The following is a 24014-nucleotide window of genomic DNA, read 5'->3' as shown; positions in this document are numbered from 1 at the left end:
TCAGGCGGGCCCTATCGGCCCAGGTCGGCACAAATGGCGGCCGCAATTTGTCAGGGGTCCTTCCCGTTCAGCGGCCGGGCGGTGAATAGATTCTCACCTTTTGTGCGAACGCACATTCGCGTCCCTCTGGTGTAGTTTGTTCGACCACGATTCCTCACTTCGCGGTTTTTTTTGAAGTGTTCTACGGCACATTTGGGGGAAGCCGAGATCCATAACGCATCACGCGGTAGAGGAGGGACACCGTGGCTGAGAACCAGACGCTACAACGACCAACACCCGAGGTGAAAAGGCCTGAGGAGGCCGGAGACTCCGCCGGGGTCGGGAAGATTGCGTTTTCTTCCTTCGTAGGGACCGCCCTCGAGTGGTACGACTTCTTCCTGTTCGGCACCGCCTCAGCGTTGGTGTTCAATCACCTCTTTTTCGCAACACAGAGCCCGACAGTCGCGCTACTTTCGTCGTTCGCGACCTTCGGCGTCGGCTTCCTTGCGCGTCCGTTTGGGGCGATCCTTTTCGGAAAAATGGGTGACCGGTACGGACGCCGGCCTGCGCTGATCCTCTCGATCGTCGTCATCGGAGCGGCGACCGGATTCATTGGTCTTTTGCCAACGTATTTCACTATTGGCATCGCCGCGCCGATTCTTTTGACCCTTGCGCGCTTGGCTCAAGGAATCGCAGTTGGTGGTGAGTGGGGCGGGGCGACAACCCTGGCGCTTGAACATGCACCTGAAGAAAAGCGCGCTCGATACGCAGCGTTAGTCCAGGCTGGATCTCCAGTCGGCACGCTGTTGTCGTCAGGCGCGTTCGCGCTGGTTTTCCTTCTGCCAGCTGAAACGGTGGACTCTTGGGGTTGGCGTCTACCGTTCCTTGCAGCCTTCCCGTTCTTGCTGGTGGCGCTAGTTATCCGCATGCAGGTGGAAGAGTCGCCGGTTTATCAAGCGTTCGCAGATGAGGCGGAACAGGAAGAAAAGCAACAAGAAGGATCGGTTCGGCTGTTGCTGTCCCAGTCCGGTGCTTCCGTGTTCTGGGCAGTCTGCGCGTCATTGGTCGGCATCGGCGGATTTTTCATCATGAGCACCTATGTGCTCAGCTACGGCACGAACGAGCTGGGTGTCGATAGGCAGCCGATGGTCAACGCCACGCTGCTCGGTGCACTAGCTCAGCTGACCACACTGCTCATCTTCGGGCGGTTGGGTGAGAAAGTGGGCGCCGACAAGATTGTTGCCTGGGGTGGAATTGCCACAGTTGCCCTTGCTGTTCCGTTGTGGGCCATGGTCAACACGGGCAACATCGTTTGGATCACGCTGGCGATCATTCTGGGCTTATCCGTCGTAACCGTTCCGTACTCAGTAGTGGGCGTGGTTCTTACAGAGCTGTTTCCGGTCCAGTACCGCTACACCGGGGTGGCTCTGAGCGCGAACATCGCCGCCGCAATATCCGGGTTGTTGCCTTTCCTTATTACCTGGTTGAACACGTTTGCAGACGGTCCCTCGATCTGGCCGGCTGCCGGTGTCCTTATCGGAATTGGTGTGCTGACCGCGGCGGGAGGGTTCGCAGCTCGTCGCCATATGGCCTCGGACAACGTCGTATCAGCGTCGTAGCGACGGATTAGTTCACCCGCCCGATGCCTCCGAGTGAATTAGTTCCCTTTGAGCGGTCGGACAATTCACTTTCCCGAGGTCGCGTCGGACCCCGTTGCGGAGTTGTTCACTCGGCGATGAACCATTCCGCGCCCCTCCCGACACATCGCGGCTGAATCTGTCAGGTGGGCCCTATCGGCCCAGGTCGACACAGATGGCTGCCGTAATTTGTCAGGAACCCGTCCACCGCGACCCCGCCCCGACTCCGCCCGCCGCCCGGGTCTGTGGCTGGTGTGACTGATAACATCCCGAGTGAAAGTTACCCACCAACACGAAGGATAAACACATGTCCACCCCTTACAACGGCGGCGGGTACGAGCCGTACCCGGAGCACCCGGAAGGCAGCCACCCAGAGAACGGCGCCGGCGGCTACCCGGCATACGGCAACACCGGCGACTACCCGGCATACAGCGCCGAAAACCCCCAACACACCCAAAACACCTACGACGCGTTCGAGGTGAACACGGCGGCGTCGATGGCTGGCGCCTCCGCGCTGCGCTTCCACGGCCAGCAGCTCACGGACAACGCCCCCGGCGATGGCGCGTCTCCGCACCCGATCAACGACCCGGCGTCGAATGGCTGGTTTCACGTGAAGGGCAACGGCAAGCTCGAGATCATGGAGGCGCTGAGCTGGGGCGGCAAGGCGCTGTTCGCTAACCCGAAGCTGTGGATCCCGCTGGGTGTGGCCTACACGTTGTTGGCTGTGGCGGGCCAGTTTTTGCCGGGCGTGGGGGCGATGATCGGCGCGGTCGGCATGCTGCTGCTCGCCCCGTGGATGGTGGGTGTGGCGTTGCAGCAGACGCTGGTGAAGCACTTCACCTACAACGACGCGAAGGCGCCGGCGTACGGCAAGACGTTGGGTGTCGCGGCGCTGCTCGGCGTGGTGGCTTCTATCGTCTCCATGATCCTTGTCATGGTGCTCGCGTTCGGCGCGCTGACCACCATTGATCCGTCTACGTTGCCGGATAACCCGGAGAGTGTCTCGCCGGAGGAGATGTGGAACCTGGTGCGTCCGATTTTGGGCGCGCTGGCTGTCACGACGCTGATCACCCTTTTGGTCCTGCCGTTTTTCATGTTCCAGGTGTGGTATGCGGCGGATAATAACGGCTCGTTCGGCAACGCGATTTCCGCGGGTTTCAAGGCTGGCGCGGCGAATTACCTGAAGATTTTGGGCTTCGTGGTGCTCGCCGGGTTGATCAACATCGTTGGTGCGGCGCTGTTTTTCGTCGGCCTGGTGGTCACGCTGCCTGGCACGATGTTGGCTGCGGCGCACGCGTACCGCCAGATTTCCGGCGGTCCGGTGCCCAAAGAAGCTACAGCGTAACGACGGCGCGTCCGCTGCCCCGACCTTCCAGCAGCGCTCGCCCAACTTCTTCCACGCCATCCAATCCGACTTCTTCGGTGCGGATGGCGTTGGTGTTGACGGACTCGTCGAGAAGCGCCCACGCCTCGTCGCGCAGCGTGTTCGGCGCGTCGACGGAGTTGATGCCCACGAGCTGCACCCCGCGCAGGATGAACGGCAGGACGCTGGCGGGCAGGTCGTTGCCGGCGGCCATGCCGCACGCGGTGGCCACGCCGCCCCACTGCAGCTGCGACAGCGCGTTGGCCAAGACGGTGGAGCCGACGGTGTCCACCACGCCCGCCAGGCGCGCCTTCTGCAGCGGCTTGCCGGCCTCGGCGAATTCGGCGCGGTCCACAACCTCAGCGGCGCCGAGCTCCTTCAGCCAGGCGCCATGCTTATCGACGCGCCCAGTCAACGCCCACACCTCATACCCCCGCGCCGCCAGGAGCTGCACCGCGATGGATCCGACGCCGCCGGTGGCGCCGGTGACGAGCACGGGGCCGTCGACAGGCGAAAGCGCGACGCGCTCCAGACCCGCGACCGAAAGTGCTGCGGTGTAGCCCGCGGTGCCGATCGCGGCCGCCTCGAACGCGGAGAAGCGCTCGGGCACGCGGGTGACATCTTTAGCGTCGATACGCATCTGCGGGGTGTAGCCGCCGTGGCGGCGCTCGCCGATGCCGCGGCCGTTGACGGTGACCAACGTGCCGTTCTCGAGGGTGCCCACGGCGTCGATGCCCGGCACCGTCGGCAGTTCGCGCAGGATGCCGCGGTTGCCGGACAGCGCCATCGCGTCCTTGTAGTTCACCGACGAGTGGCTCACGTTGATCAGGGTGTCGCCCTCGCCCGCGTAGGCGTCCTGGGTTTCGACGATCTCCGGTCCGTTCTCAGTGACAATCAAGCTGCGATTCATGGCCGCCAGCATAGGCGCACAGGCTGATGTCTGCGGACAGTTTAATCTGGTGTCATGGTTTCCGTGCGGCCGACGACTAGGGTGCTGAAGACGCTCAACGGATCTGACAAACTTCCCCCGCGAACTGCCGCGGCGTACCGATGTGCAACGCGAGTCGACGATCCAGATACGCAGGTCAACTACCTGCGGGAGGCGGTTTCACACGCCCAAGAGGAGCTCGCATTAGCCACCTACATTCAGAAGAGATTCGACCAGGGCATCTTCGAACGGCACCGCAGTTTCGCGGATCCCATCTTCGAGTCGCGCGACACGGCGCGGCCAGCTGGCGCGGCGCTGTAGTGCACGCGGGAGGCGAGTATGCCTGGCTTGTCTATGTGTCAATCCACGACCACTTCCACTCGGAAGTGAAAGCTGCATTGCAAGGTATGCGGCGGGCCGGCACACTTGGACCGTCTTCTTTGGACGAATTGATTCTTCAGCAACAGCAGGCCGAGGAAGCAAGACTTGTTTTCAAGATGCAGGCTCTATCGCAAGTTTTAGCTTCGATTAAGGAGTCGGTCGCGGGTGGCGGGCGGTCCACTTTGCGGCTTGACGGTCTCGAGGTCCAAATCGAGGTCGAGACCATCCCGTATGAAGATTGGGACGTTGAACGTGCCCACCTTGAAGTGGACATGGTGTCGGTGCGGATACGGAATTGGGAGAGCTACTTCGTCCACACGCAAGATCTCGTTGCCGACTTGATCGCTTTGCTCAACGTCCCAGAAGAGATGACTGAAAGTCTGGCGGCCAGCACCTTCAAGCTTCAGCTGGCGGTGTCACGCGCGACGTTGATTTCCGTTTTGGACCTGCCCGTATCCGCCCTGAAACCCGAGTTTGTGGAGACTCCCCCGCCCACCGTGCTGCACTATTCGCGAAAACGAGATCTGAACGAGGCATTCTTCACCGGCAAGGCCGTCCAAGCGGTGTGTGGCAAATGGTGGGTGCCTGTCCGCGACAACCTTACGCATCAAGATCTTCCGGTCTGCCCTGAATGCGAACGGGAGGTGCCGGTCGCGCGAGCATTGCGTACTGTTCGCGGAACAGCGAGACTCCTAGATGTACGGACCGGAGACGTTGATCGATGGGACCGGCATCAGCCGACCATGTGCAGGGCGATTGATTCCTTGACCTGTTCGATGAACGCCCGAGACGCGGGGCTCGGATTGAAAGAGCCCCACGCGACGTACTCGGCCCGGCAGGGGCCAGCAAGCTGCCGATGACCTGTCGACCATCTGCTGGCAGGAGGCCGTCACTCCCACCACTTACTCGCACGCCACCAAGGAGAACCACTGATGCACGCCATGCAGTACCAGATCACGTTGCCCACCGACTACGACATGCAGATTATCCGCGATCGCGTCACTCGCACGGGACATCTCATAGACGGTTACCACGGACTGGAGTTCAAGGCCTACCTCATCCAGGAGAATGCCAAGGGTGCACCCCGGAACGCTTACGCACCCTTCTACGTCTGGCGCGACATCGACGGAATGCGTCAGTTTTGCTGGGGCGAACCCGGCTACTCGGCCATCGTGCGCGACTTCGGCCGCTACCCGATCCACGACTGGACTGTCCACCAGTTTGTTGCCGGCCCGGCCGACTACTCCGCAGCCCGAAGCCTGACCGTCGAGACCGTGCCCCTCCCGGTTGGCGCCGCGCCGTCCCACTGCATCGAGGACATCACCGCGGACTTCCTCGCCACGACCACTGACTCCACCGTGGCCCGCGTCGCCGCCGTCGACGTCACGGCCTGGACCGTCATCCTCGTCGAACTCTGCACCCGTGAAGCCGACGAGAGCTCCACCGATGTCGCCGCCTACGAGGTACTGCACGTTTCCGCTGCTGCCTGACTCACACACCTTCGAGCCGCCCCGCGGGGGCACTTGGCCTTCTTGGGCGGCGTCTGCCACTCAGGGAGGCTTCTTCATGTCTCATCCCAACGCCGCTCTCACGCCGCGCCATCGCTTGATCGTCGCCCAGCTCGTGGTCGACCAGGGCTGGCCGATAAGCGAGGTCGCCGCCAGGTTTCAGGTCTCTTGGCCCACTGTGAAGCGCTGGGCCGACCGCTACCGGGCGGGCCAGTCCATGCAGGACCGCCCCTCGCGGCCTCACCACTCGCCAAACAGGACCAACCCGAAGACGACGAAGCGCTGCATTCAGCTCCGCCTCCGATTGCGCGAGGGCCCGGTCCAGCTCGCGTGCCGGCTGGGGATCGCGCCGTCGACGGTCCACCGGATCCTGGTCGACGCGCACCTGAACCGGCTTTCGCATGTCGACCGGGCAACCGGGGAGCCGGTCCGCCGCTACGAGCACGATCACCCCGGGGCGATGCTGCACGTCGACGTGAAGAAGCTCGGCAACATCCCCGACGGCGGCGGCTGGCGCTACGTCGGCCGCCAGCAGGGCGAGAAGAACCGCGCCGCCACCCCGGGCAAGCCTAAGAACAAGTACAGCGACCCGTTGATGGGCAAGGCCTACGTCCACACCGTCATCGACGACCATTCCCGCGTCGCCTACGCCGAGATCCACGACGACGAAACTGCCCTCACCGCCACCGCGGTCCTCGTTCGGGCCGTCAAGTGGTTCAACGCACGCGGGGTGACCGTTGAGCGGGTCCTGTCCGACAACGGCGGCGCGTACCGCTCACACCTGTGGCGAGACACCTGCCACGAGCTCGGCATCCGGCACAAGCGCACCAGGCCCTATCGGCCGCAGACCAACGGGAAGATCGAACGCTTCCACCGCACCCTGGCCGACGGCTGGGCCTACGCCCGCTGCTACACCAGCGAGACCGAACGTCGCGGAGAACTCGACGGCTGGCTGCACTACTACAACCACCACCGCCCCCACACCGCCTGCGGCAACCAGCCGCCCTTCTCACGCTTGACCAACGTACCCGGTCAGTACAGCTAGTCGCAGGTGCTCTCGAATTGATCGCGCGGCACGGTCTCGCCCGAGTCGCCGACCAGTACGTGGCCGACACTGAGCTGCGTCAGCCATCGCGGTGCGACGACCACTCCGCTGCCGTCCAGTTCAGTGGTGGTCGAGGCGGCGTTGACGCTGACCTCGCCCCGCTGCGGCCATGAGATCCCAGCGCCGCGTTGACCTTGTGGCATAGAGAAGGACCACCCTCGACAGAAGCGGCGCCGCGGGTGGCGGGCGAGACCTTACGCTGTGAACCGGTGCACAACCAGAGCCATCGAGTGACCCCCAAGGTCAGGTGGCGCCCCCTCGATGGCGGCGCGGCACCCGGAGCCTAGGAGCCAAGCTGGCCAGCGTCCGGCGAACCGCGAATTCGCCCCGCGACAAGGCCGCGCCGGATGGTCGCCCTCGGACCGCGACGCTGCGGCTGGCGAGGGAGCGGACCAGGGTCAGACCGAGGAGAGCGCCCTTGCCTTGATCTGGTCGAACTCCTGCTGGGTAATCGCTCCTGAGTCGAGAAGGGCCTTCGCCGAGGCGATCTCATCGGTCGGGCTCGATCCGGCGGAGCCGCCGGCGACGGACTTGATGTACTCATCCTGCCGCTGCTGGAGCTCCTGGCGCGCCTCGACCGCGCGGTCGGTCATCCCCCGACCTCGAACAAGCAGGTACGCGAGCGTTCCGATGAACGGCAGCGCGATGATGAACACCACCCACAGCGCCTTCGCGAAGCCGCCGAGGTCCTTGCTGCGGAAGAGATCTCCGAAGATCCACCACAGGGACATGAACCATGCGAAGAAGATGAAGAACTCGAACATGGCGAGTAGGAATGAGCCGTTGTCGTCGAACATCTGCTGACTGCCTCCTGACTGGATGGACGCTGGCCGAGCGGTCCACGCGGACCCCAGCGCACGACGGTTAGGAACAAGGACGTGCCCGGGCCATCGCCGAACCACGTTAGCAGCTCTTCCTCACCAAGTGTGGTAGCCGGGTTGCGACACGCTGACCGGGTTGGGCTGGTGAAGAACATCAAACACAAGCGGACCCGGCCCTACAGACCCCAGACCAACGGGAAGATCGAACGCTTCCACCGCACCCTGGTCGACGGCTGGGCCTACGAACGCTGCTACACCTCCGAGGCCGAGCGCCGCGGAGAGCTCGACGGCTGGCTGCACTACTACAACCACCACCGCCCCCACACCGCCTGCGGCAACCAGCCACCCTTCTCACGATTGACGGGCATTGAGGCCAAGTCAACTGCTAGGCAGCCATGAAGATCGCCATGCCGACCAGGAGAAGGACCCCGTAGAAGGGTGCAATCGACCATGAAGCCCACACGCGCCCGCGAGGGATCCAGCAGTGGAGCCGCGCCAAGGTGCGTTCCCATCGGGCAACGGGCTCAGGAGTCGGATCGGAAGCGTGCGCAACATCCAAGGAGAAGAGCGGTACATCGCGAGTTCCATTTGCCACCGCGTCGTAGAGCGCGCGATACGCCTGCTCCTGCCGGAGGTAGTTCGCGTCGAGGAAGCCGAATAGTCCAGCCGCCAATACCCCCAAGAGCGCGACAGTTCCTGCATGTTGAGTCAACGCGTAGCCATATGTCGCAGTCACAATAGGGAGAAGCCACGCCTTGGCATTCGCGGAGGCGGCTGACATCCTGGTGACCACCGCCTGGATGAAGTCGAGGTGCTTGCGCACGTCCTCGGCCTTCGCAGAACCACCTTCGGCGGCCGTCATGAGGGCGGCACCTGTCGACAAGCGATTCGCAGCTTCTCCCATGCAGCGTCCTTCTGCTCCTCGGTGTAGTTCGTTATTGGCGGCCAGATGCGACCAACGGAGTCGTTGCTCCATCGAGGGACGATGTGAACGTGGAGGTGGAACACAGTTTGCGTGGCAGCTCTCCCATTCGACTGGATGACGTTGAGGCCCTCAGGACGCAGCACGTGCTTGACCACCTGAGACAATCGGGTGGTCGCAACGCCTAGGTGCCGCGCGAGCTCGTCGTCGAGACTCCAGATGTCCGAGATATGGTGCCGGGGAACCACCAAGGTGTGCCCCAGTGTGGCAGGCTCCAGCGGGAAGAAGGCAACTACGTGTTCGTCTCGATACACCTCCCGCGCATCCGGATCCTCCCGCTGCACGATCTCGCAGAAGGGACACTCTTGAACGTCGATCATGGCCGCACAACCCCCTGCGCAGACCACCGTTCCAAGTTGTCGACCAACTTGCCGTACGTGGCCTTCGAATCGATGCCACCGGTCCAACTCAGGACGGTCGGATCGAAGACCGGGATGCCAGCAGCGGGATTGAAGGGACTCCGCCCCAGGGAATCCACGCTTCCCATCGAGGACAGTCCGTGGATATGGACGCCAAGAAGGGGTTTCCTGTCGGCCCATGCCTTCTTGATCTCGTACTTGACCCAGGGGCGACTGGCTGTCTCTTGACCGATGAGCACGATCACTGCCTTCTTGTATGCCATCTCCTTCTGGATCCAGTTCTTGATCGCCTGATCGCCCTGACGGCGAACTGATTCCCATCCCTGAGCGTTCAGCAGTGGCTACCCCTCCAAGGCGTTGATGTTGCGCACCAACTGGACGCGGTGAACGTCGCGGAGATAGTGGAACGAGTAGAAGACGGACTTAGCCATGATTCCCGAGCGCCTTCCTTTCCCTGCGGCCAGAGCGTCCCGGACGAGCCATGCTTATCAGCTCCGTCTGACACTTCGCCCGAACCGTCTTCGAACTGCTGCAAACGCGAAGACTGCCTTGACTGGTTGACAGGCGCAGCGGTGTTCCCGCTCCGGTGGCACTGCTAGAAGACTAGACCTGAGACCCAACGCACCCAAGGCCGCCAGCTTTCGACCAACGTCTTCGGTCAGTACACCTAGAGGTCCTCCAGCTCCGACAGGGCATCGCCCGAGTATTTGGAATGCGCAGAATCATGGGTGTCGTGCAACGCGTTGGCGACGAACTCCGCCCCAGCCTCACGAGTCGCCATGAAATCGCGGAGATCGGACATCTTTAGGCGCTGGTGGCTGCCCACGAGGTGGAAGGGAAGGTCACCGTCCCTCATAAACTTTAGCAGGTGCGGGCGGCTCATTTTCATGAGCTTTGCAGCCTGGTTCGGGGAGAGCTCCGCATCGTCGGCAAGCAAGTTCACGGTGATGCCGTCTTCGTTTGCCTCCGCGACCCGCTGAAGAAGGACACCCAGCGGGGAATCTTGTTCCTTGCGTATGAATTCGCGCAGACGCTCAAGTTCCGCCTCGCCGAGCGAATTCCCCTCCAACTGACCAAGCAGTGCGTTGGACATGGGGTCCTCCTTCCATCGTTCATCTGTAATAACTGTAACTGCGGGCCGGCGGGAAGTGCAACCCCACGGTTATCCACTTCATATGCCCCACCCAAGCCGCAAGCAGAATCTGCGCCTACGGTGGGCCGGGTGAAATCAACGAGCAAAACCAACGACGCCGCCGCCCACGCCGCGGCGATAGTGGTGACCGCGCTGGTCGTGCTCGCGTTCACGGTGGGAAAGGCGTTCGTGTCCATCCCCGGGTTGTGGACGGCGGAGTCCCACCAGCTCAGCCAGGTACGGCTCAACCCCTTCGAGACCTTCCAGTACGCGCGCGTGTGGTGGGGGCCGTGGCTGAACCTCTTCGGCAACATTGCGCTGTTTCTGCCGGTCGGCTTCGTCGCGTACCGGGGGTCGGTGGGGCGGGCGGTACTGTTCGGCCTGGTGTGCAGCCTCGGCATCGAGGTTGCCCAGTACGTGTTCTCGTGGGGCTACAGCGACACTGACGACGTGCTCTGCAACGTCGTGGGTGCGTGGCTGGGGGCGGGGGCGGCCGGAGGGACGTCGAGAGGCAATCGCGCAACAGTGCTCTGGTGCATTGCGGCAGTGGGCGCGGTGAGCCTCGTGGTGTGGGCGGCGCTAGGGTTGACCGCATGAGCGAGCGCGGATGGTTTACCAGGCGGGTCTTCCCCACCGGCGGGGAGCCCGACCCGCGGTTTACCCTGGCCAACGAGCGCACCTTCCTCGCCTGGACCCGCACCGCGCTCGCGTTCTTGGCGGGCGGCATCGCGCTCGAGGCGTTCGAGCTGCCAGGCATCGAACCCGGCGTACGCAAGGTCGCGGCAGCGGCCGTTATCGTGATCGCCATGGCCATTTCCGCAGGTGCGGCGGTGCGGTGGGTGCGCATCGAGCGGGCCCTGCGTCACGACGAGCCCCTGCCCGCCCCCGCCATCATCCCCGTGCTGTGCGTGGCGGTGTTCGTCGCGGCGGCGGTCGTGGCGGTGAGCCTGCTCGCATGATTGCCGTGACCGACCCCGGCCTGCAGCCGGAGCGCACCGCCATGAGCTGGACCCGCACCGCGCTGGCCATGCTCGTCTGCGCGGCCACACTGGTGCGGTGGGCCGGTTCCTACCCGGCGCTGATCGTGGTGGCGGCGGTGGCGCTGGCGGCAGGCGCGCTGGTGATCGTGGCGCTGAACCGGCGGGCGTACCGCTTCGAGGCCTCCGCGCTTGCTCACGAGCGCAGCGCACCCAACGCCGCCGCCGTGTTTCTGCTGACCGCGATGATGCTCGGCACCGGCGGGCTGGGGCTGTACCTGGTGGTGGGGTGAGGGGGCTGGCTTCCGCCGCCACGCAAAGAGGGGCTCGGCGGGGGCGGCGAGGGGTGCTAGTTGCTCTCGGTGTAGTGGGCGTAGTGCAGCTCCAGCAGCTGCAGGCCCTGCGCGGTGCAGAACACTTGGGTGGGTGCGGTTTCGCGCAGGATGCCGAACGCCTCTGGCCAGAGCAGCCAGCTCTCCGCATTGGGGTTGAGCGGCTCGTCGTCGACGATCCACTCCACGATGGAACGCCAAATTTCCTCGCCCATCAGTTTTTCAAAGCCGAGGCGGATGTTGTCGGCGGCCTTGGGGATGGGGTTGTCGTGGTTGAGGAAGGCCAGGCCTGCTTTGGTGGGGGTCAGCTCGCCGCCGCGCTTTTTCAGCAGTCGGGCGTCGAGGAGCAGGTCGGCGACAGTGTTGGGGAACGGCAGTTCCGTCAGGTCCCGCACTTCCACGGCGAACGTGGCAGGCATCCCCCCGTGCTCGTATGGCACCCCGGGGGAGAAAATGCGCATGAGTTCGGCGAAGATGTCGGTGACATCGGGTAGATCGTCGAAGGAATCCGGCCCGAAGCCGGGGAAGGCAGGCAGGCTCTGCGTCGCCGGCGGACCAGGCATGCTCGGCACGTCGGGAACGTCTACCCCGTCCGGCCCGCCAAGCATCTCGCCGAAGAACTCGGTCACGGCGTTGATCATGGTGGGGTTGCGCTCCGGGTGCGGGTCCATGTCGATGATCTGGAGCAGGTCCGGGCGGGACTGGAGGAAGTCGTCGAAGTGCTGGGCCAGGCCGGGGCCTTCGGTGCCTTCGTCGGCGGCGGCGACCTCGTCGAAGAACATTTCCTCGGCGACGTTGCCGATGCGGGTGGCCACGGACACCGGGTCGGCCTGCGTCATGCGGTCGAGCATGCGCTCCGGCGGCATGACGGGCAGGTAGGAAAACATCAGGGTGATGGTCTCCAAGTCCGGCTCGATGCCGGCGGCCAGAAGGCGGGCCTGGTTGCGGAAGGTGGTCATCAGCTCTGGCCCCGAGCAGGCTTCGACGACGTCGGGCCCGGCGGCGTCGATAAGCATGGGCGTAGGGCCCTCGATGTTGGAGGGGCCCAAGACCTCGACGTGGATGTTCCAGTTGGCGGCGGGGTCGTAGACGTAGGTCATGGGCCGCATCTCGGCGACGGCGAGCTCGTTTTCCTGGTGCTCGCCGGGGCCGGGCGCGGCTGTGAAGACGGAGCGCTGCGCGCCCTCCTGGCTGACGTAAAGGTGGGTGGCGGCACCGGTGAAACCGAGGGACGCGTCGATGATCTGGGACAACTCGCCCAGCGTCATGGTCTCCTCGACGTTGACGCAACGGGAAATTTCGGGCGAGGTGCCCTCCACGATCATGAGCACAGAAACGGTCATACCGGCAACCTTACGGCCTAAACCACGAACAGGAACGCACACACGACGGCAGTCACCGCGCCCGCGGTCAGCGGCACGGCGGTGCGGCGAACCACGTCGATCGGGTTGACCTGCAGCGCGCCAGCGACGATGAGCACCGCCGCGTTAACCGGAGAGGCCTGGCGCATGGTGTTGGAGGCGGCCCAGATGGAGGTGAGCATCTGCGGGGCGGACACGGCGGAGTCGGCGGCGATGCCGGGCACCATCTCGGAGAACGCGAAGTAGGGTGCGACGCCGGAGCCGGTGAGCAGCGCCATGGTGGCGGTGGCCAGCACGAACACCAGCACCATCAGCACGGCGGCGCCGGAGGAAGCCTGCGCCAGGTTGGTCAGGGCCTCGATCACGCCCATCTGGGTGATGCCCTCCACCAGGATGGCGGCGGCGACGATCAGGGAGACCACGCCGGCGGCGCCCTCGCCGAGGCCCTTGAAGAACTCCTGGAGGGAGTCGGCGGCGTAGTTGACGTCGCGCAGCCGGATGGCCTCGATGATCATGGTGACCATCAGGGACACCACGGTCACCGGCAGGATGCCGGCCTCGAAGGAGACTACGCCGAGGCGGTTCAGCGCGGCGGAGACGATGATCAAAAGCAGCGGCAAAAGCGGCAGGATGGCGTAGAAGCCGGGCAGGCCCTCGGCGCGCTCCACGGCTTCGCGGATGCGGCGGTCAGACTCGCTGTCCCTCGCCGCTTCGAGCTCGGCGTCGGACACGCCGACGCCGGACTTGACCAGGTCTTTCTTGTCGCAGCGGTGCTGCCACCACATGTGCACGAACGCGATGACCACCAGCGCGGGGATGGTGGCTTTGGCTACGTTGCCGAAGGTGAACTCGGTGACGGTCATGCCGGTCAGCTCCGCGGCCTGGATCAGGCCGGCTTCCAGCGGCGACGGGGCGATGGTGGAGGCGGTGGCCACGATCGCGCCGACCGTCAGCGGCGTCAGCCCGGCGGCGATCAGCGCCGGCATCAGCGTGGCCACGAGCAGCAGTGACAACGCACTGGCAGAGGGCACAACGAAGGACAACAGCGTTGCGACGGCAAACCCGATGGGCACGAGCCAGTAGGAGCCGTGGAAGCGGCGCAGCGGGCTGGACAGCGCCACCACCGTTTTGGCGTCGGCGCCGATGTGGCGCATGTAGCCGACGAAGCCGAACAGCACCATGATGGCCATGCCGGTGCCGGCGAAGCGGGACTTGAACAGGGACTCGATGATCAGCAGCTCGTCGTAGAACGCGTTGCCGGAGGATTCGATGTCCGCGGTGGAGTGGTCGATGCGCCCGGTGGCTGCGGCGATCATGAGTAGCAGCACGCCGACGGCGAAGATGGAGGAGGCCGCGTGGACCTTTTTGGCAATGAAGTAGCCGACCGCAATGACGGCGAGAATGGCAAAGAAAATATAAAGCACGCTGCGATTATGCAGCGTTAAGCCACGCCCCGCTGGGTGAATGCGCGGGGTGTGGCCAATCTCTCGGCAAAAGTCGGAAAAACTATGCCGGCTGGCCGCCCAGGATGAGCACGTGGGCGATGTTGTCGGAGCGGTTTTTCAGCCCCAGGGTGCGGTGGCCAGCGTCCAGCATGCCGGCGGAGTGCGGCGGCACCGGGGTGTTGTTCACGGTGATGTCCCCGTCGGGGGCGACCACGGCGTACTCGAACTCCTCGTAGACAGTGACCGCCAGTTCGGCGTCCGGCGCGATGGTCAGCTGGGCTGCCACACAGGGCTCAATCGTTTCCACGGCGCCGGTGCGGCCGAACATGCGCCCGGAGAAGACGAAGGCCTCGCCTGCGGATTCGGTGGTCACGCTGCGCAAGCCAAACGCGTCCGGCTGGGCGCGTTGGATCTTGTCGGGGACTGCTTCAGCGTCGACAAGCACCTGCACCTGCGCGCGCTCGAGCACGCCGCCGAGGCGGGCGGTGCCGTCGTGCCGCCATGCGAAGGATTTGCAGCCGGCGGGGGTGTCGTTGGGTCCGCCGAGGCCCCTGAGGAATGCGACCCCGCGCCAGGGGCCCGCGTTCAGCTCAATGAATGACATGGCGGCAAGCTTATATGATCCGGCGCTGCCGGGCTTCCTCCACGGCCGCGGTGCGGTTGTCCACGCCGAGTTTGGCGTAGATGTGGATCAGGTGCGTTTTCACGGTCGCCTGCGAGATGAACAGCTGCTGGGCGATCTCTTTGTTGGAGGCGCCGGTCTGCAGCGCGCGCAGCAGCTCAATCTCGCGCGCGGATAGCGCCTCGGCGGGGTTGACCAGCCGGTCCGCGAGCACGTTGGCCACCTGCGGGGAGAGCACTCTTTTGCCTTGCGACGCGCTCCGCACTGCCTCGTACAGCTCATCCTCCGGCGCGTCCTTGAGCAGGTAGCCCATGGCGCCTGCCTCCACCGCGGCGACCACGTCTGCTTGGGTGTCGTAGGTGGTCAGGATCAGCACCGGCGGCCCACCGGCGGCGACGAGGCGGCGCGTGAGCGCGATGCCGTCCGCGCCGGGCATCTGGATGTCGGAGACCACCACGTCCACCCCCTCGGGCACCTCGGCGTTGCCGTCGGCGGCCTCGGCGACGACTTCCACGCCGTCGAAGGAATTGAGCACGGCGCGGAGGCCGGCGCGGACGACCGGATGGTCGTCGATAAGCATGACGCGAAGTGTCATTTCTCCTCCACAGGCAGGGTTGCGGCGAGGACGTTGCCCTCCACCGTGAGCTCGCCGCCGACCTCCTCGACGCGGGCGCGCAGGCCCTTCAAGCCGTAGCCCTCGGGCCCGGTGATGCCGCGGCCGTTGTCGAAGACGTCGATGGTTGCGGTCGCACCAAGCCTATCCACGGTCACCACCGCCGACGAGGCACCCGCGTGCCGCACGATGTTGCTCAGGCCCTCGCGCACGACGCGCTCCGCCACCGACGCGCACGGTTCCGGCAGCTCAACCGCCTGGACGCGGACCTCGAGCTGCTCGCCGAGCGCGCGCTGGCGATCCTGGGCGTGGCGGGCCAGGCGCTCCAGCCGCACCGGCAGCGTCTCGCGCGCGGGGGGTTTCGTTTGCGTGCTCGCGGAGTTTTCGGCGACGAAGCGGCGAGCCTCCGCCAGGTTGTCGGAGGCGGTGGAGCGGATCACGTTCAGCGTCTCGCGCGCCGGGTCGCCTTGGGTGAGCTGCTTGTCCATCGCCCGGCCCAGCAACACGATGGAGCTCAAACCCTGCGCCATGGTGTCGTGCACCTCGCGCGCCAGGCGCGCCCGCTCCTCCGCCACACCCGCGGCGTGCTCGGCCTTCGCAGCCTCGCGCTGGGCGGCCCTGAGGTCCTCGGCCATCTGCCGGTAGTGGTCCGCTTCCGCGCGCAGCGCCTGGTAGGCGTGCACGATGATCACCGCCAGCACGGTGCCGATGGTCGGGCCGATGATCGCGCCGGGCCCTCCCCCGGGTGCGGTGGAGGCGAGCGCCACGGCCAAAAACGCCGCGGTGGCCGCGAGCTCCCACCAGGTGTTCAGCAGCACGCACGCCAGCATGACCAGCGGGAACTCGAGCCACACGAACTCGCCGGACATCTGCACCAGCCCCACCCACAGCGTCGCCACCACCGCGAGCCACGCGTGCGGCGCCCACGCCGGGTAGTCCTTGCCGTGGAAGTGCCAGACGGTGCCGGCCATGTAGACGCAGGCGAACGCCAGGGGCAGGGCGAGGGCGGTCACGGGTGCGCCGCTACGCAACTGCCCCACGAGCCCCACCGCAAGCAGCACGGCGACGAGCACGTGCAGGCTCACGCGCAGAAAGTCGAGCAGGCGGGTGGTGGACAACATGCGTCTGAGCGTAGATCAACCGATCGGTTGAGCGGGATTTCAACCGCCTGCGCGATGTATCAAGGTGCAGGTCAACGGCAGGATTAACACCATGTTCGTAGGAATCAGAGAAATCACGTCAGCCAAGGGGCGCTTCGGGCTGATCGCAGGCACCGTGGCGCTGATTACGCTGCTGGTGGTCGTGCTCACCGGACTGACCGCCGGCTTGGGCAAGCAAAACACGTCCGCGCTGGAGGCGCTGGACCCGCAATCGGTGGTCTTCCAGGACCCGGAGGACATCTCGTTCACCACCTCCCGCGTCGAGGCGCGCGACGGGCTCACCCCGCTCGGTGCCAGCCAGATGCTCATGACCAAGGACAACGGCGAGGACGCGGCCGTGGCCATCCTGTCGCTGCCGAAGGGCACCGAGCTCCCAGGGGGCCAGAAGCTTTCCGACGAAGCCGTGGCCGCACCCTCCCTCGAAGTCGGCGAGGGCGAGACCGTGACCGTCGCCGGCAACGACATCACTGTCGGTGCGACCGGCGAGGATCTCGCGTTCTCCCACTCCCCCGTCCTGTGGGTGCCCACCGAGTTCTGGCAGGCCGTCATGCACACCGACGCCGACGGCTCGGTGCTGCTGGCGGACCACGACGTCGACGGCGGGGTGAGCCTGAAGGAGGCCTTCGACGGCCTGCCGGCGTACTCCTCGGAGCAGGGGTCGCTGAAGCTGATCCAGGGCTTCCTCTACGCCATCGCCGCGCTGGTGATCATCGCCTTCCTCACCGTGTGGACGATGCAGCGCACCCGCGACCTGGCCATCCTGAAGGCCATCGGCGCATCCAACTCCTACCTGCTCAAGGACGCCCTCGGTCAGGCCGCGGTGATTCTGGGCATCGGCGCGCTCATCGGCGGCGTCGCGGCGTTCGGCCTCGGCCTTGTCATGCAGGGTGGCGCACCGTTCTCCCTGACCGCGCTCACGGCGATCGCTCCCCCGGTGGCCATCTGGGCCCTCGGCATGGTCGGCGCCCTGATCGCCACCCGTTCCATCTCGAAAGTTAACCCTCAGTCGGCTCTTGGAGGTGTCGCATAATGCTCGAACTCAACGATGTCACTGTCGCATTCAAGGACGGCCAGGAAATGCGCACTGTACTGGACCACCTGGAATTCACCGCCAAGCCCGGCGAGATGACGTTCATCGTCGGCGAGTCCGGTTCCGGCAAGTCCACCCTGCTGTCCGTCGCAGCCGGCCTGATTCAACCGGACTCCGGCACCGCCAAGCTCAACGGCGAGACCGTGGACAACGATGTGCGCCGCGACAAGATCGGCATGATCTTCCAGCAGGCCAACCTCATCGCCGCGCTGAACGTGCGCGACCAGCTGCTGGTCACCGACCACATTCGGGGCATCAAACCCCGCCGCGACCGGGCGGAGGAACTGCTGGCCACCGTCGGCCTGGAGGGCCTGGGCGACCGCCGCATCGGCGAGATGTCCGGCGGCCAGCGCCAGCGCGTCGGCATTGCGCGTGCGCTCATGGGCGAGCCGTCGCTTCTGCTTGCGGACGAGCCCACCGCCGCCCTCGACGCCGACCGCTCCCAGGAGATCGTGACGCTGCTGCGCCAGCTCACCACCGAGCGGGACATCGCCTGCGGTTTTGTCACCCACGACCGCTCCCTCATCGAGAGCAGCGACGAAGTTTTCGAACTCGGCGTCAACGCCCCCGCCTACGCCTAGACTGGCGCCCGTGTTCTACCGCGCCCCCGGCCCCGCCCCGCTCGACCCTGTCCTGCTGGCCAGGGAGATCGAGCGCAGGGCGGGGCTTTCGTCGTCCGGGCCCCAGGTGCGCGCTCTCCCGCAGCTGCCTGACGACGACCTTGCGGCCGGCGACGGATACTGGCTCGCGGGCCGGGGTGTCGTCGATAAGCTGCGCGCCTTGGACCGCAACGTTGTCGCGTACGCGGTCGGCGAGGCGTTCATCGTGACCTCGCTGCAGGAAATGGGCGCGACGATGCTGCGCGGCCGCGACCTTGTGCGCGTGCCGCACGGTATCTTCCGCGTGCCCGAGTGGGGCCAGCGCACGTTTGTCGCCGGCGAGACCGCGGAGTTTCTGCGCGGCTACCTGGAGCTGGAGGCCGCAGGGCGGTTCGTGGAACCCGCGCGCTACCGCAGGAGGGACCGCGAGCGGGTGGCCATGACGGTAAACGCCAACGCGCCGAGCACAGCCGTGGACAGCAGTGTGCCGCCCAAGTAACCCAGGTCCACCGTGGCGGCGCCCAGCGCCGAGCCCGAGGCGATGCCAACCTGGAACGTGACCACGTACACCGAGCTGGCCAGGTCCTGGTTGCGCTGGCCCGCGAACAGGAAGATCGTGGTGGCCACCGTGGGCAACGCGCCCGCGGCGATGCCGAAGACCACGATCACCGCGAACATGCCGATACCCGTGTTGTAGTGCAGCGCCAAAAGGCCCGCGATGCCGGAGGCCACCAGCGTGGCGGTGGCGATGCCGTTGAGGCGGATCATGCGCGCATCCACCAGACGGCCCGACAGGGTCACCCCGATCAGGCCGGCGATGCCGAACAACGCCACGCCGTAGGGCACGAAGCGGTGGCCGGCCGTGGCTTCGATGAGCAGTGCCAGGTAGGTGAAGGTGACAAAGATCGCCATGACCGCCAGCACAAGGTAGATGACCAAAGACGGGATGGCCGACTTCGTCGCTTGCGCGCCGGTTTGCTGCGCCGGCGGCTTGGCGGGCAGGCTGGGCAGGGAAATCACCAGCATCACCAGCGCCCCCACTACAGCGGCGCCGAGTACCCAGGTGGAGGCGCGCCAGCCGATCGCCGAGCCCATCGCCGTGGTCAGCGGCGAGCCGATCACCATCGACAGAGTGGAGCCGAACGACACCGCTGCGACCGCCTTGCCCATCTGCCCCGGCGGCGCAATCCGCGCGGCAACCGGGTTGACCAGTGACCAGAACAGGCCGTGAGTAAACGCCGCAGTCACACGGCCCGCCACCAGCGTGGCGTAGCTTGTGGCCGTGGCCTGCAGAATGATGCCGCCGAGCAGGAATACCAGCGTGGCGATGAGCAGGTAGCGCCTGTCCACCTTCCGCGTGAGGTGCATCAGCGGGATAGTCACCACCGCGACCAGACCGGCGTAGACGCTCATGAGCAGGCCAATCTGACCCTCAGAGACGTTCAGGTCCCGCGCCATCGGGGAAATTAGGCCGATGGCGAACATCTCGAACGTGACATACACGAACGCAGCGAAGCTCATCGCCGTCAGCGGGACGACGGGGAACTTCGCTGTTTGCTGTGGGGATTGCTGGGAGTTGTGCACCGCGTCAAGATACGGCTACTGGTCACCCAGCGCAAACGCTGCGCCGGCAGCGCCGAGGGCAACCAGGATCGCCATAATCACGCCGATGATCACGCCCGGGCTTGCGGACGAACCGCCGGACACCGTGTCTGCGGTCTTCTCCGTCTTAGGCGTGGTCTGCGAAACCGAGATGCTGGTCACCCGGTTGGAGGTCACCGAGGCGGTGACGTTACCGGTGGTGACAGTGTGGGTCACGGAATCGTTGGACCGGCCCGGCTGCTGCGTCGGGGTCTTGTACGGGTTCTTCGACGGCGTGGTGGTCGGGGTGTCCGGGTTCGGGCCGTCGGTAGGCAAAAGTGCGTTGCCGCCACCTGCGGCGCAGGTTGTGCGGGCGTCCTCGAACGCCACCATCAACTTCGACACACGACGAGCCTGCTGCACATCCGGCAGCTGCTCATACGCGTCAACCCACGCCTCGACCTGGTCCTTCGGCATTGCCGGGTAGTCGCGAGACTGCTGCTCAATCAGCCCCTCGCGGTCCGGGATCAGCGCGAACTCCGCGAAGCCGTCGCGAGCCGGCACAGTGATCTCGCCGTTGCGCACAGCGTTATCGATGATGTCCCAGTACTTCGTCATGTCGAACGCCTGGTGGTCGCTAACGGCCGCCGAATTCCACACCTGCGTGAAGTACGCGCGGGAAGAATCGATGTCCGCACCAGTGTCCTCCGCGACACGCTGAGCCCACATCTCGATATTGGCTTCGAGGTTGCTGTTGAAGTAGGTCACGTACGAGCCGGTGAACAACTCCAAAAACGGTGCGACGGTATCCGGAGCAGCTGGGTACAACTGCTCAAACGCGGACGTCCAGCGGGCCCGTTCATCCGATGCGCCGATGCCGACACTGCGGTCGAGCGAATCAATGTACTTACGTTCAGCGTCATTCACCTTCAGCGAGCACACGCCATCGCTGGGCTCGCCCACGGTAGCTGCACCGGCGGAAGGCACGACAAACGCGGCCGCTGCAGTTGCGGCTGCGCATGTGAGCGCTACAATCCTCCGATTTTTTAACACACCGATAGCGTAGCGCAGAGGTACAACAATTCAGCATTCGTAAGAGGCGTGACGTGGCTCTCTTAAACGGCCCTGGCCGTTTAAATTCGGGGAACACGCAGGTTGCCGGAACGTTGACTCAACTTTCTAAGCAAAATAAAAGGTAGGTTCTAGGGTTGGGTGCGCCCTTTATGGGGCATTGTTGCTTGTCAGCGGGCGAAATTACACGCACGTCATTCAAAGATGTTGACGTTTTTATGCGGTGGGGTGCGGGTCGGGGCCACCTATCCGCCCTTGCCACGGGCTGTTTCCAGCTACAAGGATCCAGCTATTCGACGTAAAACAGCGATTTACGAGGTCCAGATAGCTGGATCCGCTGTTGTGGGGGCGGGTGGCTGCTCTGTGTGCGCCCCAGGCTTGCGGAATCCGCAGCTCCGCATTGCGGACAATCAAGGGGCAACCAACTATTGGTCGATACCCACGATCTGCTTCGCGATGTCCCGGGCGAAAGGACTCACGCCTCCGATGGTGCCGGCGCCCGGGCCGTTCAACGCATCGAAACCCAGGACGAACAGGCCGGGAGTGTCCAGGCCGCGCTCCAACCCCCGCATGGGGGACAGCGCGGGGCGGAAGCCGGTGGCCCAGATCAGGGCATCGAAGTCGGTCAGGGAATCGAGGGACGAGACCATGGGTGAGGCGTCGAGAAGTCCCTGCGCACGGGCGCGGCGCACTTCGGGCACAACCACGATGTCGCCGCCGAAGTCGGCGCCGCCTGGGTCGCCCTCGCCGCGCGCGATGGCGACGAAGCGTTCGCGGTTGCGGCGGAACAGCTGCGCGCCGTCGACGTCGTCGGGCATGAAGGTGGGCGGTCGGCGGGTGAACCACTGGACGTCCACGCCGGACAACCCGAGGTCGGCGACGATTTGCGCGCCGGAGTTGCCCCCGCCGACCACAGCGACGCGCTGCCCCGAGAAGTCCGAGGGACGCCGGTACGAGGCGGAGTGCAGCTGCTGCCCCGCGAACGCCCCTGGCACGAACGGGACGAAGGGCGCGGACCAGATTCCGGTGGCCATCACAACATTGCGTGCGGAAAAGCTGTTGAGGTGGAAGGCGGAGCCGTCGAAAAGCAAATGCTTGACCCGCTGACCTCGGCGGATGGGCAGGGAATACCGCTGTTCGTAGCGGGACAGATACTTCACCACGTGATCGCGCGGCGGGTAGCCGTCGTAGTGGGGCATGGGCCAGCCGGGCAGGTTGGAAAACTCCGCGCGGGAGAAGAGCGTCAGCGCGTCCCAGTAGTGCGGCCACGCCCCGCCGGGCTTATCGGAGGCATCCAGCACGACAAAATCCGCGCCGTATTTGCGCAGGTAGTACGACACGGCGAGGCCGGATTGGCCCGCGCCGACAACGACGGCGTCAAGCATGGGTGCCTCGGGTGCATAGCGCAGAAGCGTGGCGGACAAAATCGGCGATGCGGCCAGCCGGCGCGGTGGCGGGGCCGAACGGGGTCTCGGCGGCGAGTGACGCTGCGAGCGCGTGGACGGTCACCGCCCCGGTGGTTGTGGCCGCTATGGCGGCGTCGGCGTATGGGGTGCATGCTGCCGCCAACGCCAGGTGCGCACCCATGATGCCGGCGAGCACGTCGCCCGAGCCGGGGGTCGCAGCCCAAGAATGGCCGGCGTCGACGGCGTGGACCAGGTGCGGCTCGTCCTCCGGTGCGACCAGGGTGATTCGGCCCTTGCGCACGATCGTCGCGCGCAGCGTTGCGGCGAGGGCGAGTGTCTCTTCGAAGCGGATTCCCGCGGCAACTCCGGCCGCTTTCTGGAGGCGCGCGAACTCGCCGTCGTGGGGCGTGAGCACTGTAGTCTGCTGCCGTTTGGCCACCTGTTGGCGCAGTTCAGGGTGTTCAGTGAGGAGGGTGAGGCCGTCGGCGTCGATGAGCACGGGCACCTCCTGGCGCAAGATCCACGCCAGCTCGCGCGCGGCTGCTTCGTCGGTGCCGGCGCCGGGACCGAACACCCAGGCCTGCACCCGTCCCGCTTCTTCGAGCTTTTGCGTGACGACGACCTCCGGGCGTGCCCGCACCACCTCAGCGGCCTGCGGACCGGAGTAGCGCACCATTGCTGGCGAGGCATGCACCGCTCCAGACACAGCGAGCACGGCAGCTCCCGGATACCCACCACTGCCTGCGCGGATACCCACTACTCCCCCGCTGTACTTGTCGTCGTAAGGGCCAGGCTCGAGGGAGCGAACCGACGCAGCACCAAGTGGGGTAAGGCTGCTGGGCCAATGGCCAGGGCCCGGCACGGCCCGGTTGGCGAGCACCAGTGCGGGTCCCTCATGCGCCCATTCCGGCAGGGTATCCAGCAGCGTACTGTGCAGCGGACGCCCCGGCAGGCCGATGTCCGCGAGCAGCTGCACACCGCACTCCGGGGCAAGCGCGTGTGCGCGACGAAATCCGCCGAACGTGACGGTGGCGTCGGCGGTGACGTGCAGCTCACCCGCTACGCCGGTGTCCGCATCCACGCCGGAGGGCACGTCCACAGCCAGGACATGCACGTTGCGAAGCCAGGCGACCACGTCCGCGAGCTCTCCCCGCAGGCCGCCGGATCCGCCGATGCCGGTAATGCCGTCGATGGCCAGGGCGTATTCCGCGGAACTATCCGGCAGCCGTTCCAGCACGGTGCCGCCGGCGTCGGTGAACGCCGAAAGGGCCCGCCCTTGGGCGTGTCCGGCAGTCAGCAGCGCAGCCACTTTGTGGCCGGCGAGCTGCAACTCGGCACCGGCGTAGAGCGCGTCACCGCCGTTGCCGCCCGGGCCGGCGAGCACGAGTGCGCGGCCGCCCGCACCGTGCGCCAGCATCGCCTCAGCTGCCTCGTACACCGCGTGCGCCGCCGACTGCATCAGTTCATCTGGGTGCGACTGGGCTTCCAACAGCGGCGCCTCCGCCGCCCGAATCTGGTCTGCGGTGAAAGTCGTGGCGTGCATGCGCACCACACTACCCGTG

The 24014-nt window shown here is 65.5% G+C and carries 29 protein-coding genes and 1 pseudogene; 13 read left to right on the top strand and 17 right to left on the bottom strand.

Annotated elements, in window-relative coordinates; all coding sequences use genetic code 11:
- Positions 1–242 precede the first annotated feature (242 nt).
- On the top strand, positions 243–1598 hold the full coding sequence (locus HMPREF3151_RS00890) for an MFS transporter (RefSeq protein WP_371335873.1): 1356 nt from the start codon (positions 243–245) through the stop codon (positions 1596–1598).
- 325 nt (positions 1599–1923) lie between these two features.
- On the top strand, positions 1924–2961 hold the full coding sequence (locus tag HMPREF3151_RS00885; RefSeq protein WP_070472280.1) for a hypothetical protein: 1038 nt from the start codon (positions 1924–1926) through the stop codon (positions 2959–2961).
- Here HMPREF3151_RS00885 and HMPREF3151_RS00880 read toward each other — a convergent pair.
- Positions 2951–3889 carry an acrylyl-CoA reductase family protein gene (locus HMPREF3151_RS00880; protein WP_083290103.1) on the bottom strand — a complete coding sequence of 313 codons (939 nt, stop codon included), beginning with the start codon at positions 3887–3889 and terminating at the stop codon, positions 2951–2953. The two genes, HMPREF3151_RS00885 and HMPREF3151_RS00880, sit on opposite strands and share 11 nt — an antisense overlap.
- Positions 3890–3943: 54 nt before the next feature.
- Between HMPREF3151_RS00880 and HMPREF3151_RS11930 the strand changes: the two genes are divergently transcribed.
- The 4 genes from HMPREF3151_RS11930 (at position 3944) to HMPREF3151_RS00860 (ending at position 6841) form a co-directional block, all read left to right on the top strand.
- Positions 3944–4228: a hypothetical protein gene (locus tag HMPREF3151_RS11930; protein WP_070472274.1), complete on the top strand. Its 285-nt coding sequence runs from the start codon at positions 3944–3946 to the stop codon at positions 4226–4228.
- Positions 4228–5148, top strand: coding sequence for a DUF3039 domain-containing protein (locus HMPREF3151_RS12075; protein ID WP_210383695.1), 921 nt, complete (start codon positions 4228–4230; stop codon positions 5146–5148). Before HMPREF3151_RS11930 ends, HMPREF3151_RS12075 begins: the two co-directional genes overlap by 1 nt.
- Before the next feature lie 72 nt (positions 5149–5220).
- Positions 5221–5778, top strand: coding sequence for a DUF4865 family protein (locus tag HMPREF3151_RS00865; protein WP_070472268.1), 558 nt, complete (start codon positions 5221–5223; stop codon positions 5776–5778).
- Positions 5779–5854: 76 nt separating this feature from the next.
- Positions 5855–6841 carry an IS481 family transposase gene (locus HMPREF3151_RS00860; protein ID WP_070472265.1) on the top strand — a complete coding sequence of 329 codons (987 nt, stop codon included), beginning with the start codon at positions 5855–5857 and terminating at the stop codon, positions 6839–6841.
- Here HMPREF3151_RS00860 and HMPREF3151_RS00855 read toward each other — a convergent pair.
- Together HMPREF3151_RS00855 and HMPREF3151_RS00850 are read right to left on the bottom strand one after the other, a co-directional pair.
- A complete protein-coding gene (locus HMPREF3151_RS00855) occupies positions 6838–7044 on the bottom strand; it encodes a hypothetical protein (RefSeq protein WP_070472263.1) in 207 nt (68 codons plus the stop codon). The two genes, HMPREF3151_RS00860 and HMPREF3151_RS00855, sit on opposite strands and share 4 nt — an antisense overlap.
- Before the next feature lie 255 nt (positions 7045–7299).
- Positions 7300–7698 carry an SHOCT domain-containing protein gene (locus tag HMPREF3151_RS00850; RefSeq protein ID WP_070472260.1) on the bottom strand — a complete coding sequence of 133 codons (399 nt, stop codon included), beginning with the start codon at positions 7696–7698 and terminating at the stop codon, positions 7300–7302.
- 174 nt (positions 7699–7872) lie between these two features.
- Here HMPREF3151_RS00850 and HMPREF3151_RS00845 point away from each other — a divergent pair.
- Positions 7873–8121: pseudogene (locus HMPREF3151_RS00845) on the top strand (integrase core domain-containing protein); the annotation flags it as partial.
- Here HMPREF3151_RS00845 and HMPREF3151_RS12070 read toward each other — a convergent pair.
- The 5 genes from HMPREF3151_RS12070 to HMPREF3151_RS00830 form a co-directional block, all read right to left on the bottom strand.
- Complete coding sequence (locus HMPREF3151_RS12070; protein WP_141741252.1) at positions 8108–8584, bottom strand: hypothetical protein; 477 nt, start codon at positions 8582–8584, stop codon at positions 8108–8110. The pseudogene HMPREF3151_RS00845 and the gene HMPREF3151_RS12070 sit on opposite strands and share 14 nt — an antisense overlap.
- The gene (locus tag HMPREF3151_RS12065; protein WP_141741251.1) at positions 8581–9024 is read right to left on the bottom strand and encodes an HIT family protein; all 444 of its coding nucleotides are present in this window, start codon (positions 9022–9024) and stop codon (positions 8581–8583) included. The genes HMPREF3151_RS12070 and HMPREF3151_RS12065 overlap by 4 nt, the downstream gene beginning before the upstream one ends.
- Positions 9021–9398: a TIR domain-containing protein gene (locus HMPREF3151_RS00835; protein ID WP_256365521.1), complete on the bottom strand. Its 378-nt coding sequence runs from the start codon at positions 9396–9398 to the stop codon at positions 9021–9023. Before HMPREF3151_RS00835 ends, HMPREF3151_RS12065 begins: the two co-directional genes overlap by 4 nt.
- Before the next feature lie 6 nt (positions 9399–9404).
- The gene (locus tag HMPREF3151_RS12155) at positions 9405–9494 is read right to left on the bottom strand and encodes a TIR domain-containing protein (RefSeq protein ID WP_246815161.1); all 90 of its coding nucleotides are present in this window, start codon (positions 9492–9494) and stop codon (positions 9405–9407) included.
- Between the two features lie 236 nt (positions 9495–9730).
- Positions 9731–10156: an excisionase family DNA-binding protein gene (locus HMPREF3151_RS00830; protein WP_070472254.1), complete on the bottom strand. Its 426-nt coding sequence runs from the start codon at positions 10154–10156 to the stop codon at positions 9731–9733.
- A gap of 129 nt (positions 10157–10285) precedes the next feature.
- Between HMPREF3151_RS00830 and HMPREF3151_RS11920 the strand changes: the two genes are divergently transcribed.
- The 3 genes from HMPREF3151_RS11920 to HMPREF3151_RS00815 are packed head-to-tail and all read left to right on the top strand — an operon-like array spanning position 10286 to position 11465.
- Positions 10286–10792 (top strand): VanZ family protein, encoded by a 507-nt coding sequence (locus HMPREF3151_RS11920; RefSeq protein ID WP_168160578.1) that lies wholly within the window; start codon positions 10286–10288, stop codon positions 10790–10792.
- A complete protein-coding gene (locus HMPREF3151_RS00820) occupies positions 10789–11154 on the top strand; it encodes a YidH family protein (RefSeq protein ID WP_070472248.1) in 366 nt (121 codons plus the stop codon). Before HMPREF3151_RS11920 ends, HMPREF3151_RS00820 begins: the two co-directional genes overlap by 4 nt.
- Entirely contained in the window at positions 11151–11465 is a 315-nt protein-coding gene (locus tag HMPREF3151_RS00815) for a DUF202 domain-containing protein (RefSeq protein WP_070472245.1), read from the top strand. Before HMPREF3151_RS00820 ends, HMPREF3151_RS00815 begins: the two co-directional genes overlap by 4 nt.
- A 56-nt stretch (positions 11466–11521) precedes the next feature.
- On the opposite strand, the gene HMPREF3151_RS00810 is transcribed toward HMPREF3151_RS00815, so the two are convergent.
- From HMPREF3151_RS00810 to HMPREF3151_RS00790, 5 genes are all read right to left on the bottom strand, one after another.
- Entirely contained in the window at positions 11522–12847 is a 1326-nt protein-coding gene (locus tag HMPREF3151_RS00810; protein ID WP_070472242.1) for an IS1096 element passenger TnpR family protein, read from the bottom strand.
- 17 nt (positions 12848–12864) lie between these two features.
- Positions 12865–14289 carry a C4-dicarboxylate transporter DcuC gene (gene dcuC, locus HMPREF3151_RS00805; RefSeq protein WP_070472239.1) on the bottom strand — a complete coding sequence of 475 codons (1425 nt, stop codon included), beginning with the start codon at positions 14287–14289 and terminating at the stop codon, positions 12865–12867.
- An 82-nt stretch (positions 14290–14371) separates the two neighbouring features.
- Positions 14372–14914, bottom strand: a complete 543-nt coding sequence (locus HMPREF3151_RS00800; protein ID WP_070472237.1) for a pirin-like C-terminal cupin domain-containing protein — start codon at positions 14912–14914, stop codon at positions 14372–14374.
- 10 nt (positions 14915–14924) lie between these two features.
- Positions 14925–15527: a response regulator gene (locus tag HMPREF3151_RS00795; RefSeq protein WP_070472234.1), complete on the bottom strand. Its 603-nt coding sequence runs from the start codon at positions 15525–15527 to the stop codon at positions 14925–14927.
- Complete coding sequence (locus HMPREF3151_RS00790; RefSeq protein ID WP_070472231.1) at positions 15524–16666, bottom strand: sensor histidine kinase; 1143 nt, start codon at positions 16664–16666, stop codon at positions 15524–15526. The genes HMPREF3151_RS00795 and HMPREF3151_RS00790 overlap by 4 nt, the downstream gene beginning before the upstream one ends.
- Positions 16667–16757: 91 nt before the next feature.
- On the opposite strand from HMPREF3151_RS00790, the gene HMPREF3151_RS00785 reads away from it, so the two are divergent.
- From HMPREF3151_RS00785 to HMPREF3151_RS00775, 3 genes are read left to right on the top strand one after another with little or no spacing between them, the layout of a single operon-like run.
- The gene (locus tag HMPREF3151_RS00785; protein ID WP_070472229.1) at positions 16758–17735 is read left to right on the top strand and encodes an ABC transporter permease; all 978 of its coding nucleotides are present in this window, start codon (positions 16758–16760) and stop codon (positions 17733–17735) included.
- The gene (locus HMPREF3151_RS00780; protein WP_070472226.1) at positions 17735–18376 is read left to right on the top strand and encodes an ABC transporter ATP-binding protein; all 642 of its coding nucleotides are present in this window, start codon (positions 17735–17737) and stop codon (positions 18374–18376) included. Before HMPREF3151_RS00785 ends, HMPREF3151_RS00780 begins: the two co-directional genes overlap by 1 nt.
- Before the next feature lie 10 nt (positions 18377–18386).
- Positions 18387–18893: a hypothetical protein gene (locus HMPREF3151_RS00775; protein ID WP_070472223.1), complete on the top strand. Its 507-nt coding sequence runs from the start codon at positions 18387–18389 to the stop codon at positions 18891–18893.
- On the opposite strand, the gene HMPREF3151_RS00770 is transcribed toward HMPREF3151_RS00775, so the two are convergent.
- The 4 genes from HMPREF3151_RS00770 to HMPREF3151_RS00755 form a co-directional block, all read right to left on the bottom strand.
- Complete coding sequence (locus tag HMPREF3151_RS00770) at positions 18803–19915, bottom strand: MFS transporter (RefSeq protein WP_070472221.1); 1113 nt, start codon at positions 19913–19915, stop codon at positions 18803–18805. The genes HMPREF3151_RS00775 and HMPREF3151_RS00770 overlap by 91 nt on opposite strands.
- A 78-nt stretch (positions 19916–19993) precedes the next feature.
- On the bottom strand, positions 19994–20902 hold the full coding sequence (locus HMPREF3151_RS00765; RefSeq protein WP_141741250.1) for a hypothetical protein: 909 nt from the start codon (positions 20900–20902) through the stop codon (positions 19994–19996).
- A 569-nt stretch (positions 20903–21471) separates the two neighbouring features.
- On the bottom strand, positions 21472–22431 hold the full coding sequence (locus HMPREF3151_RS00760) for an NAD(P)-binding domain-containing protein (protein WP_070472216.1): 960 nt from the start codon (positions 22429–22431) through the stop codon (positions 21472–21474).
- Positions 22424–23995 (bottom strand): bifunctional ADP-dependent NAD(P)H-hydrate dehydratase/NAD(P)H-hydrate epimerase, encoded by a 1572-nt coding sequence (locus HMPREF3151_RS00755; protein ID WP_070472370.1) that lies wholly within the window; start codon positions 23993–23995, stop codon positions 22424–22426. Before HMPREF3151_RS00755 ends, HMPREF3151_RS00760 begins: the two co-directional genes overlap by 8 nt.
- Between the last annotated feature and the right edge of the window lie 19 nt (positions 23996–24014).

This window comes from Corynebacterium sp. HMSC05H05, assembly GCF_001807265.1.
Taxonomy (GTDB): Bacteria; Actinomycetota; Actinomycetes; order Mycobacteriales; family Mycobacteriaceae; genus Corynebacterium.
Note: the sequence above shows the minus strand (reverse complement) of the source record. Positions and strands in the feature narration are given on the sequence as shown.

Coding starts and splice junctions, on each gene's coding strand:
- HMPREF3151_RS00885 (WP_070472280.1), top strand. CDS start 1,924: ATGTCCACCCCTTACAACGGCGGCGGGTACGAGCCGTACCCGGAGCAC.
- HMPREF3151_RS00880 (WP_083290103.1), bottom strand. CDS start 3,889: ATGAATCGCAGCTTGATTGTCACTGAGAACGGACCGGAGATCGTCGAA.
- HMPREF3151_RS11930 (WP_070472274.1), top strand. CDS start 3,944: ATGGTTTCCGTGCGGCCGACGACTAGGGTGCTGAAGACGCTCAACGGA.
- HMPREF3151_RS00865 (WP_070472268.1), top strand. CDS start 5,221: ATGCACGCCATGCAGTACCAGATCACGTTGCCCACCGACTACGACATG.
- HMPREF3151_RS00860 (WP_070472265.1), top strand. CDS start 5,855: ATGTCTCATCCCAACGCCGCTCTCACGCCGCGCCATCGCTTGATCGTC.
- HMPREF3151_RS00855 (WP_070472263.1), bottom strand. CDS start 7,044: ATGCCACAAGGTCAACGCGGCGCTGGGATCTCATGGCCGCAGCGGGGC.
- HMPREF3151_RS00850 (WP_070472260.1), bottom strand. CDS start 7,698: ATGTTCGACGACAACGGCTCATTCCTACTCGCCATGTTCGAGTTCTTC.
- HMPREF3151_RS12070 (WP_141741252.1), bottom strand. CDS start 8,584: ATGACGGCCGCCGAAGGTGGTTCTGCGAAGGCCGAGGACGTGCGCAAG.
- HMPREF3151_RS12065 (WP_141741251.1), bottom strand. CDS start 9,024: ATGATCGACGTTCAAGAGTGTCCCTTCTGCGAGATCGTGCAGCGGGAG.
- HMPREF3151_RS12155 (WP_246815161.1), bottom strand. CDS start 9,494: ATGGCTAAGTCCGTCTTCTACTCGTTCCACTATCTCCGCGACGTTCAC.
- HMPREF3151_RS00830 (WP_070472254.1), bottom strand. CDS start 10,156: ATGTCCAACGCACTGCTTGGTCAGTTGGAGGGGAATTCGCTCGGCGAG.
- HMPREF3151_RS00820 (WP_070472248.1), top strand. CDS start 10,789: ATGAGCGAGCGCGGATGGTTTACCAGGCGGGTCTTCCCCACCGGCGGG.
- HMPREF3151_RS00815 (WP_070472245.1), top strand. CDS start 11,151: ATGATTGCCGTGACCGACCCCGGCCTGCAGCCGGAGCGCACCGCCATG.
- HMPREF3151_RS00810 (WP_070472242.1), bottom strand. CDS start 12,847: ATGACCGTTTCTGTGCTCATGATCGTGGAGGGCACCTCGCCCGAAATT.
- HMPREF3151_RS00800 (WP_070472237.1), bottom strand. CDS start 14,914: ATGTCATTCATTGAGCTGAACGCGGGCCCCTGGCGCGGGGTCGCATTC.
- HMPREF3151_RS00795 (WP_070472234.1), bottom strand. CDS start 15,527: ATGACACTTCGCGTCATGCTTATCGACGACCATCCGGTCGTCCGCGCC.
- HMPREF3151_RS00790 (WP_070472231.1), bottom strand. CDS start 16,666: ATGTTGTCCACCACCCGCCTGCTCGACTTTCTGCGCGTGAGCCTGCAC.
- HMPREF3151_RS00785 (WP_070472229.1), top strand. CDS start 16,758: ATGTTCGTAGGAATCAGAGAAATCACGTCAGCCAAGGGGCGCTTCGGG.
- HMPREF3151_RS00780 (WP_070472226.1), top strand. CDS start 17,735: ATGCTCGAACTCAACGATGTCACTGTCGCATTCAAGGACGGCCAGGAA.
- HMPREF3151_RS00770 (WP_070472221.1), bottom strand. CDS start 19,915: ATGAGCTTCGCTGCGTTCGTGTATGTCACGTTCGAGATGTTCGCCATC.
- HMPREF3151_RS00760 (WP_070472216.1), bottom strand. CDS start 22,431: ATGCTTGACGCCGTCGTTGTCGGCGCGGGCCAATCCGGCCTCGCCGTG.
- HMPREF3151_RS00755 (WP_070472370.1), bottom strand. CDS start 23,995: ATGCACGCCACGACTTTCACCGCAGACCAGATTCGGGCGGCGGAGGCG.